This is a genomic window from Acrocarpospora macrocephala (genome assembly GCF_009687865.1).
GTDB lineage: Bacteria > Actinomycetota > Actinomycetes > Streptosporangiales > Streptosporangiaceae > Acrocarpospora > Acrocarpospora macrocephala.
The window spans coordinates 48,398-57,547 of record NZ_BLAE01000076.1 but is presented as its reverse complement, the minus strand read 5'-3'; the positions used below and the strand labels follow the sequence as shown (position 1 = coordinate 57,547).

At 66.8% G+C, this 9,150-nt stretch carries 6 protein-coding genes and 1 pseudogene; 2 read left to right on the top strand and 5 right to left on the bottom strand.

The features are described from left to right. Positions 1–264: pseudogene (locus Amac_RS55635) on the top strand (hypothetical protein); the annotation flags it as partial. Positions 265–903: 639 nt separating this feature from the next. Here Amac_RS55635 and Amac_RS56875 read toward each other — a convergent pair. The 5 genes from Amac_RS56875 to Amac_RS45030 form a co-directional block, all read right to left on the bottom strand. Next, a complete protein-coding gene (locus Amac_RS56875) occupies positions 904–1,314 on the bottom strand; it encodes a ComEA family DNA-binding protein (RefSeq protein ID WP_246269109.1) in 411 nt (136 codons plus the stop codon). 879 nt (positions 1,315–2,193) lie between these two features. Beyond that, positions 2,194–3,036: a DegV family protein gene (locus Amac_RS45045; RefSeq protein WP_155360588.1), complete on the bottom strand. Its 843-nt coding sequence runs from the start codon at positions 3,034–3,036 to the stop codon at positions 2,194–2,196. A gap of 205 nt (positions 3,037–3,241) precedes the next feature. Next, positions 3,242–4,450 (bottom strand): imidazolonepropionase, encoded by a 1,209-nt coding sequence (gene hutI / locus Amac_RS45040; protein ID WP_155352063.1) that lies wholly within the window; start codon positions 4,448–4,450, stop codon positions 3,242–3,244. A gap of 735 nt (positions 4,451–5,185) precedes the next feature. Beyond that, positions 5,186–6,592: a GTPase HflX gene (hflX, locus tag Amac_RS45035; protein ID WP_155360587.1), complete on the bottom strand. Its 1,407-nt coding sequence runs from the start codon at positions 6,590–6,592 to the stop codon at positions 5,186–5,188. Between the two features lie 127 nt (positions 6,593–6,719). Continuing rightward, positions 6,720–7,400 carry a DUF4097 family beta strand repeat-containing protein gene (locus Amac_RS45030; protein ID WP_170322982.1) on the bottom strand — a complete coding sequence of 227 codons (681 nt, stop codon included), beginning with the start codon at positions 7,398–7,400 and terminating at the stop codon, positions 6,720–6,722. Between the two features lie 146 nt (positions 7,401–7,546). Here Amac_RS45030 and aceB point away from each other — a divergent pair, with 146 nt between their 5' ends. Then, entirely contained in the window at positions 7,547–9,133 is a 1,587-nt protein-coding gene (aceB, locus tag Amac_RS45025; RefSeq protein ID WP_373869943.1) for a malate synthase A, read from the top strand. Positions 9,134–9,150 lie beyond the last annotated feature (17 nt).

Below are 9,150 nucleotides of genomic sequence, written 5' to 3'. Positions count from 1 at the left end.
GGCGAATCCACCCTCACCCCAACCACACCCACAGCCGACTCCACCCCCACCCCGTTGACCACCACAGCCGAATCCGCCCCCACCGCTCCCCGCACACCGACTCGGCTCGCGTCAGCCTCCAGAGCGTTGCGCGGGGCTCCCGTGCCGATCACCACAGCCGAATCCGCCCCCACCGCTCCCCGCACACCGATTTGGCTCGCGTCGGCTTCCGAAGCGCTGCCCGCAGAGCCCGCGTCGGTCCCCATCACCGACCGCCGCGCCTGAAGCGCCAACCCATCGCGAAGTTCAAGCCGCACAATCTGTGCCTCCACAACCACGCTCGCGCCCGAACCCCCAGACCGCGACCGCGCGCGTGGATCGCCGGTGAGCACGATCTCCGCCTTTACCACCGCATTCCGAGCCGCCAACTCAGCAACGGGACCTGTGGTGACCGCGTGCACTTTGATTGCCACCACTCCTGCCACAACCCCAGCACAGCAAAGGCTCCCAACAACGACGTTCCGCCATCGCTCACTTACTCCCACCCGGCTTCCGAACCAGGCCACCCAGCCCCCGACTCCCAAACAAGCAGCCGCCATAAGGCCACCGACCAACGCCGGACACGCCACCAAAATCAGCGCAACAACCCACGCGGAAACCGCTGGCCCAACCAGCACCAGAGAATGGCCCGACTGAACAAGCTCATCCTCGTCCTCATGCACGGACCCATCCTCGGCCCTAGGCATGGCCACTCGAAATGCCCCCGTTTTTATTGATGGCCATACGAACTTGATCGGGAAGCCCATCAGTGTGATGGCTACAGAGAAATTAACCGCACCGAACTTCGCGAGGCTAAGAGCCTGATGGACTCCAGGCACCTTCGGCAGAGGCTCCTGGATGACTTCGAAGACCCTAATTTATGGACTACGGGGACACTTTGTCTTTTAGTTCGGCGTATTTTCTTTCTCCTATGCCGGAGACTTCGCGTAATTGTTCGATGCTTTGGAAGCCGCCGTGAGTGTCGCGGTATTCGATGATGCGTTGGGCGAGGACTTCTCCGACGCCGGGGAGTTGTTCGAGTTGGTCGGCGGTTGCTGAGTTGAGGCTGAGGATGTTGGTGGTTGCGGGGTCGGTTAGTGGGTGGGATCCGGGAGGGGGCGGGAGGCCGACGACGATTTGTTCGCCGTCTACCAAGCGGCGGGCGAGGTTGAGTGGGCCGGTGTCGGCGCCCTTCCTTATGCCTCCGGCTGCGGTTATGGCGTCTACGACCCTTGAGCCGATGGGTAATGCCAGGACGCCTGGGTCGCGGACCTTGCCGGTGATATGGATCGTCACGCTGGAGGTCGGTGAGGGGGTGGCCGGAGATCCGGCGCTGGCGGGGGTGGGTGGCGGAAGGGGTTCGGGGACAGGTTGTGATCGCCATGCGTAGATTCCGGCCACCACGGCGGCGGCGATCCCGAGCAGTATCAGGGCCCTTACGCCTGGGCGGCCAGGGTCGAAACGTTCGCTATCTCCAAGCAGCTCGCGGAGGCGGCCGGAAATTGTTCCACTCCTGCCCTTTCCGTGCCCGATAAGAGTGGCCGTCGGCGATCTATCCAGATCGTAATCCTGGTTCTGCGTTGCCCTCTTCACCTCGTCGGGACGGCTAACCTCCGCCTGGCTCCCATAAGCGGACTCGCGGGCCATTCCGTCGTAAGGCCTGAGGCGGTCCTGTGGGTCGAATTGGTGCGGCAACTCTTCCGTACCAGATGGGGCCGCAACACCGAATGACGGAGGGGGTCCCGGCGTGAAAGGTATGGGATTTGGAGAAAAGGAATGGGAGATGGCGGCCGAAGGAAGGGGATGGGCGTCGCGAACGGCAGTGGCCAGAGGCGAAGAGTGGCTGATATGGGAGGTAGCGGATGAAAACGAGGGGTGGGCTGGAGAAAGCTGGGATGTGACGGGAAAAGGCGAGGAGTATGGAGATTGGGAAGTGGTGGGAGGAAGTGTGGGGTGAATGTCGTGAGATGGGGTGGAGGGCGTGGAGGGTCCAGGGATGGCGCGAGAGGTTAGCCGGTGGAGGCGAACTTCGATGGCGGCTCGTTCGGCTTGTTGGCGTTCCCTGGTTCCCACGGCTGCGACCTTAGAGAGGCGAGCTAGCCCGCGGGTGGCCGAACGGGGTTCTGTGGATAGTGGGGTGCTGTCCCCAAGTGGCCAGCCGATTCGGGATGTTGGTCAGGGTTGGGGGGAGATGGTTACGGCGAGCATGCCGGGGCCGGTGTGGGCGGCTATCGCGGCGCCTACTTCAACGATCATCATGTGGTTGAGGTTGGGGATTCGGGTCGTGAGGCGGCTGGCTAGGGAATCGGCCTGGGTGGGGGTGGAGAGATGTTGGATCGCGATGTTCACGGGGGTTTCGCCGGCGGTGGATGTTGCCAGGTCTTCCAGGCGAGCTAGGGCGCGAGTCGTCGTCCGTACCTTTTCCAGGAGGGTGATCGAGCCGTTGGTGAGGTGGAGGAGGGGCTTGATGGCGAGGGCGGAGCCGAGCACGGTGGCGGCGGCACCGATGCGGCCGCCTCGGCGGAGGTATTCGAGGGTGTTGACGTAGAAGAAGCTCTGGGTGGCGGCGGCGGTGGTTCGGGCGATGGCGGCGACCTCGGGGAGAGTGGCGCCTAGCGCGGCCGCGCGGGCGGCGGCGAGGACGGGGAAGCCGAGGCCCATGGCGATGGAGCGGCTGTCGATTACTTCGACGGGGATGAGGGCTTGCTTGGCGGCGATCCTGGCGGCGTCGAGTGTGCCGGACATTTCACTGGAAAGATGGACCGAGACGACGCCGGTGGCCCCGCGGGCGGCGGCGGCCTCGTAGGCGTCCGCGAAACGCTGTGGGGCGGGACGGGACGTTGTGACGGGTGTCCACTCCCGTAACGCGTCGGCGACGCCCTTAGCGTCGATCTGAGCGCCGTCGTCGAACTCGCGGCCACCAATGATCACTTGTAATGGAACGACCGTCACGCCCCACCTGTCCGCCTCAACAGGCGGCAGGTAGGCCGAGGAGTCCGTGACCACAACGACCGACATATCGAGAGATTACCCACCAGCTGATCGCCATCCACCGAATGAGCAGGTCGCCGGCATCGCAACAGCGATACATCGTGGTCGAGGACTCTCGGGGGTCGCGAGAGAGGTGGAGGGCGGGGATCCCGTCAACTGCGATCTGTCCGGCGTCGACGCAACATAAATGGCGACGCCATGAACCGCCGTCACTTATATGAAAGATCGCTGGTTACTGGACTGGGGTGCCGCCGCGCCAGACGCGGCGGGGTTTGAGGCCGAAGGCCCAGGCGAAGGCGCCTTCGTGGTCGGCGTCCCATTGGACGATGTCGGCGAGGCGGCCGGGGGCGAGGACGCCTCGGTCGGGGGCGCCGAGGACCTGGGCGCCGCCGAGGGTGGCGGCGCGGAGGGCGTCGCCGACGCTCATGCCGAAGGCGGCGACGGCGAGGCTGATGACCAGGGCCATCGAGGTGATGCCGCAGTGGCCGGGGTTGTGGTCGCTGCCGAGGGCGATCGGGACGCCCTGGCCGATCAGGCGGCGGACCGGCGGGAGGGAGCCGCTGGAGAGGGCGGTGCCGGGGCAGACGACGGCGGGCACGCCGTAGCGGGCCATCAGGGCGATGTCCTCGTCGGTGATGTGGTGGAGCAGGTCGGCGGAGGCGCAGCCCATCTCGGCGGCGAGCTGCACGGCGCCACGCTTGCTGTACGCGCCGGCGTGCACCCGGGGCAGCAGGCCGACGTTGCGGCCGGAGGCCAGCACCCAGCGCGCCTCGTCGGGGCTGAAGTGGCCGTCGTCGCAGTAGACGTCCACGCTGTCGGCTCCGGCCGCGGCGGCGTCCGCGCACCAGGCGGCGACGGCTTCGACGTAGTCGCGCTGGCGGCCGAAGTACTCCGGCGGGACGACGTGGGCGGCGAGGAACGTGACGTGCACGCGCGGCATCATCGGCTCCTTCTCCAGTTCGCGGAGAAGGCGCACGTCGGCGAGTTCGCCGTCGCGGGTGAGGTGGTAGCCGGTCTTGGCCTCGACCGTGGTGGTACCGCTGAGCAGCCACTCGCGGAGACGTTCGCGGACGCCGTTGCAGAGCGTCCACGGGTCGGTGCCGCGGGTCACGGTGACGGTGGAGCCGATGCCGCCACCAGCGGCGGTGATCGCCGAGACCGAGGAGCCGCCCGAGCGCATGGCCATCTCGGCGTAGCGGTTGCCCGCGTACACCGGGTGGGTGTGGGCGTCGATCAGGCCGGGCGTGACGAGCGCGCCGCCGAGGTTCTCGACGTGGTCGACGTCGGTGATGTCGTCGACGACGCCGGGCACCGACTGCGGCAGGTCAGCCGCGCGGCCGACCCAGGCGATGCGGTCGTTGTGGACCAGGATCGACGCGTTGCTGCACACGTCATGGCCGGTCCAGAGGCGGCCGATGTTGGTGAGAAGGCGAACGGTCATCCGACCACCATCCGTGACGACGTCCCTGAGGACGCCGCGGAAGCCCAGCTCGTGGGCGCCGCGCCCGCTGGGTCCGCTCCGTGTCCGGACGTCATTGGGGGGTCTCCTGCTCTCATCGCGCACCGGGTTGTGCGATGACCGGATCGCCGTGAGGGTAGCCTCGGCGATTTCAGTTCAGTTACGTTATTTCACAGGTCGGCTCGCTGTACAGGGTTATTGAGAAGAACGCCGGTTCGCCTCCCTGGCATCCGGTTGACCCGTCCTTCTCCCCCGTCACTTCCGAGTCTGTCGCTCCAGCTCAGACCCGGCAAACGCACCCGCACCCCAGGTGTAACAGCACTCACAGGTGTCATCGTGTGTACCCGCGCAAGATTGTCGCGTAAGGCTTGGCTTATCCTAGCAACGCCGACCCCGGTGGGCCAGTGTCGTTTTCCTTCCGCTTTAGGGCTGGCCTCCCCTAATTCTCCGATTTGTCACCTTTACTGGGTCGGTCGAAACAGGTTCTCTGCCCGCTTCCGGCTCGTTTTCATGATCTCGAAACGATAACCTCGCCGGACGTCAGACGGGGTGTCAGGGCCGTGACCACCCAAGACCCGCTCGGGCAGAAGAGCAGCTCAGCACGCGACCTGGCACCCCGCAGGGCATCATTTCGGACATGCGCCCATGATCCCGTGGCGTCCGCTTCTGGACACGCGCCAGAAGCATGCCGAGCGGACCCGGGGCTTCGACGCCGTCCTACACCGTCTCCACGGGCTTGGCGACCCGGTCGAGTTCGTGGAACAGGCTGGGCAGGACGCGGGCGTGCAGGATGGTCCCATCGCCCGTGTGGTCGACGGAGAGCACCTCGCCCTCCTGGTGCGCCCGGGCGATCAGATCCCCCCGGTCGTACGGCACCAGCATGTGCACCTCATGATCGAGACGCGGCAGCTCCCGCTCGATCAGCGCCATCAACTCGGGAATCCCCGACCCCGTACGCGCCGACACCACGATGCTGTGCCGCTCCCGCATGGTCAGCCGCGCCAGCACCACCGGATCGGCCGCGTCCGCCTTGTTCACCACCACGATCTCCGGAACATCCCGCACCCCGGAAATCTCCGAGAACACCTCGCGGACGGCCGCGAGCTGGGATTCCGGATCGGGGTGGGAACCGTCCACGACGTGCAGGATCAGGTCGGCGTCCCCGACCTCCTCCAGGGTGGACCGGAACGCCTCCACCAGCTGATGCGGAAGATGCCGGACAAATCCCACCGTGTCGGCGAGGGTGAACAGGCGGCCCTCGGGCGTGCGCGCACGCCGTACCGTCGGATCGAGAGTCGCGAACAGGGCGTCCTCGACCAGGACGCCGGCCCCGGTCAGCCGGTTGAGCAGCGAGGATTTGCCCGCGTTCGTGTATCCGGCGATGGCCACCGCGGGCACCTCGCGCGACTGCCGGCGATGCCGTTTCGTCTCGCGGGAGGTGTACATCTCCTTGATCTGGCGCCGCAGCTTGGCCATGCGCTCGCGGATCCGCCGCCGGTCCAGCTCGATCTTCGTCTCACCGGGGCCGCGGCCGCCGATGCCGACGCCGCCCGCCGCGCGGCCGCCGACCTGGCGGGACAGGTTGCCACCCCAGCCGCGCAGCCGCGGCAGCAGGTACTGCAGCTGGGCGAGCTCGACCTGGGCCTTGCCCTCCCGGCTCTTGGCGTGCTGGGCGAAGATGTCGAGGATGAGGGCGGTCCGGTCGATGACCTTGACCTTGACGATCTCCTCCAGCTGCCGCAGCTGTCCTGGCGTCAGCTCACCGTCGCAGATCACGGTGTCGGCGCCGCTGGTCGAGACGATGTCGCGGAGTTCGGTGGCCTTGCCCGACCCGATATACGTGGCCGAGTCTGGCTTGTCGCGGCGCTGGATCAGGCCCTCCAGGACCTCGGATCCGGCGGTCTCGGCCAGGAGCTTGAGCTCCTGCAGCGAATTCTCCGCGTCGAAGGCCGTGCCGCTGGTCCACACTCCCACCAGGACGACCCGCTCCAGCCTGAGCTGGCGGTATTCGACCTCGGTGATATCCGTGAGCTCCGTCGAGAGACCCGCGACGCGTCTGAGCGCCTGACGCTCCTCAAGTTCGTAGTCGCCGATGTCCTCTGGCTCGTTGCGCATATATGTCATCTCTACTAGACCAACAGTCCGACACCGTGGTGTCTTCCCTTCGATGGTGGCATGACACCCAAAGATCGCGCACCCTGATAATCGCCCGCCCAGCCCACGATGCGTCCAGCAGCTTCCCGGTGCTCGGCTAGACCAGGACCTTGACGTCGCCGGAGCCGGTCTTGATGGTGATCTTCTTGGGGGAGGCGGGGTCCTGGGCGACCTGGACGGTGTGCTCGCCCGAGCCGCTCTGCAGGGTGACGTGGTAGGTGCCCTTGGGGACGTAGACGACGCCCTCGCCGGAGCCGCTGGTGACCTGGGTGTTGTCGGGGGCTGCGTTGAACCTGAGCTCGACGTCGCCCGAGCCGGTGTCGGCGAGGGCGGTCTTGCTGGTCAGGCCGTTGGCCTCGATGTCGCCCGAGCCGGTGGAGACGTCGATGGGGCCGGTCAGGGAGCGCAGGGTGATCGTGCCGGAGCCGGTGTCGACGCGCACGTTGAGGCCGCGGGGGACCTCGACGCGGTAGTCGATGGAGCAGTCGTTGCAGTCGTAGGCGAGTCTCAGGGTGTCGCCGGACACCTCGTGCCCGTCGGTGGGCTGCGCGCCCCGGTAGTTCAGGGTCTCGGTGACCTGGATGCCGGTCCGGTCGGACTCGTTCACGATCACGTCGCCGGAGCCGGCGTCCACGGCGAGGGCCGTCACTTTGTCGGTGACGTCGTATTTCTCCACGCTTTGCGATCTGTTGAAGTTCAGGTCGAGGCCGCAGCCGGTAAGAACCAGGGCCGATCCGATGACCGCGCCCGCGAGGGCCAGGTTCCGCTTTGTTCGCATGCTCTGATTCTGTGGATTTCCCGAGGCTGCGCCCATCCGGGATACCCCCGAGCACCCCCTGAGGCGACCCCCACGTTGACCCCCGAAAACCGATGAAGTAGCGTCGATTCCACGTGATAGAAGACTTTTTCCATATTATGGAAAGGATGTCGTCCGTGGAGATTAAAGGGCCGATGCTGGAGCGGTTCGACGAGATCCTCACGCCGGAGGCCCTCGCCTTCGTCGCCACCCTGCAGCGCGAGTTCGACGCCCGCCGCCTGGAGCTGCTCGACGCGCGGCAGGTGAAGCAGGCCGAACTGTCCGCCGGGGGCACGCTGGACTTCCTGCCGGAGACGGCGGAGATCCGGGCGGGCGACTGGCGAGTGGCGCCGCCCGCGCCGGGTCTTGAGGACCGGCGGGTCGAGATCACCGGTCCGGTGGACCGCAAGATGACCATCAACGCGCTCAACTCGGGCGCCCAGGTGTGGCTCGCCGACTTCGAGGACGCCAACTCCCCCACCTGGGACAACGCCGTCAACGGCCAGCTCAACCTGCGGGACGCGCTGGATCGCACGATCGACTTCAGCAGCGGCGGGAAGTCGTACGCGCTGAAGGACGACGCCGAGCTGGCCACGGTCGTGGTCCGGCCGCGGGGCTGGCACCTCACCGAGAAGCACATCACCGTGGACGGCAAGCCGGTGTCGGGATCGCTGTTCGACTTCGGGCTCTACTTCTTCCACTGCGCGCAGCGGCAGATCGACAAGGGTAAGGGCCCCTACTTCTACCTGCCGAAGATGGAATCCCATCTGGAGGCGCGGCTCTGGAACGACGTCTTCGTCCGGGCGCAGGAGCTGCTGGGCATTCCTCAGGGGACGATCCGGGCGACCGTGCTGATCGAGACCTATCCGGCGGCGTTCGAGATGGAGGAGATCCTCTACGAGCTCCGCGACCACTCCGCCGGGCTCAACGCCGGGCGCTGGGACTACCTGTTCAGCGTGATCAAAAAGTTCCGTACCCGGGGGCGGGAGTTCCTGCTGCCCGAGCGGAACGCGGTGACGATGACGGCGCCGTTCATGCGCGCGTACACCGAGTTGCTGGTGCGGACCTGCCACAAGCGCGGCGCGCACGCCATCGGGGGGATGGCGGCGTTCATCCCGTCCCGCCGGGATCCCGAGGTGAACAAGGTCGCGCTGGAGAAGGTCCGGGCCGACAAGACGCGGGAGTCCGGGGACGGTTTCGACGGTTCTTGGGTGGCGCATCCCGATCTGGTGCCGATCTGCCGCGAGGTGTTCGACTCGGTGCTGGGCGAGCGGCCGAACCAGCTCGACCGGCTGCGCGAGGAGGTCAGCGTGAGCGCGGCCGATCTGCTGGCGGTCTCCAAGACGCCGGGCGAGATCACCGAGGGCGGGCTGCGCAACAACGTCGACGTCGCGCTGCGCTACCTGGCGGCGTGGATGGCCGGCAGCGGCGCGGTGGCGATCCACAACCTGATGGAGGACGCGGCGACGGCCGAGATCTCCCGCTCCCAGATCTGGCAGTGGATCAGGAGCGAGATCCGGCTCGCGGACACCAGCGCGGTGGTCACCAAGGAGCTGGTCGAGCGGATCATCACCGAGGAACTGGCCGAGATCGCCGCCGAGCCGGGATATGACGAGGAGCGGTACGCCCAGGCCGCGGCCCTGTTCAAGGAGGTCGCGCTGGACGATGACTTCGCCGAGTTCCTGACCCTCCCCGCGTATGCCCGTATGCCGTGACGTGAGCGAAGATGGCG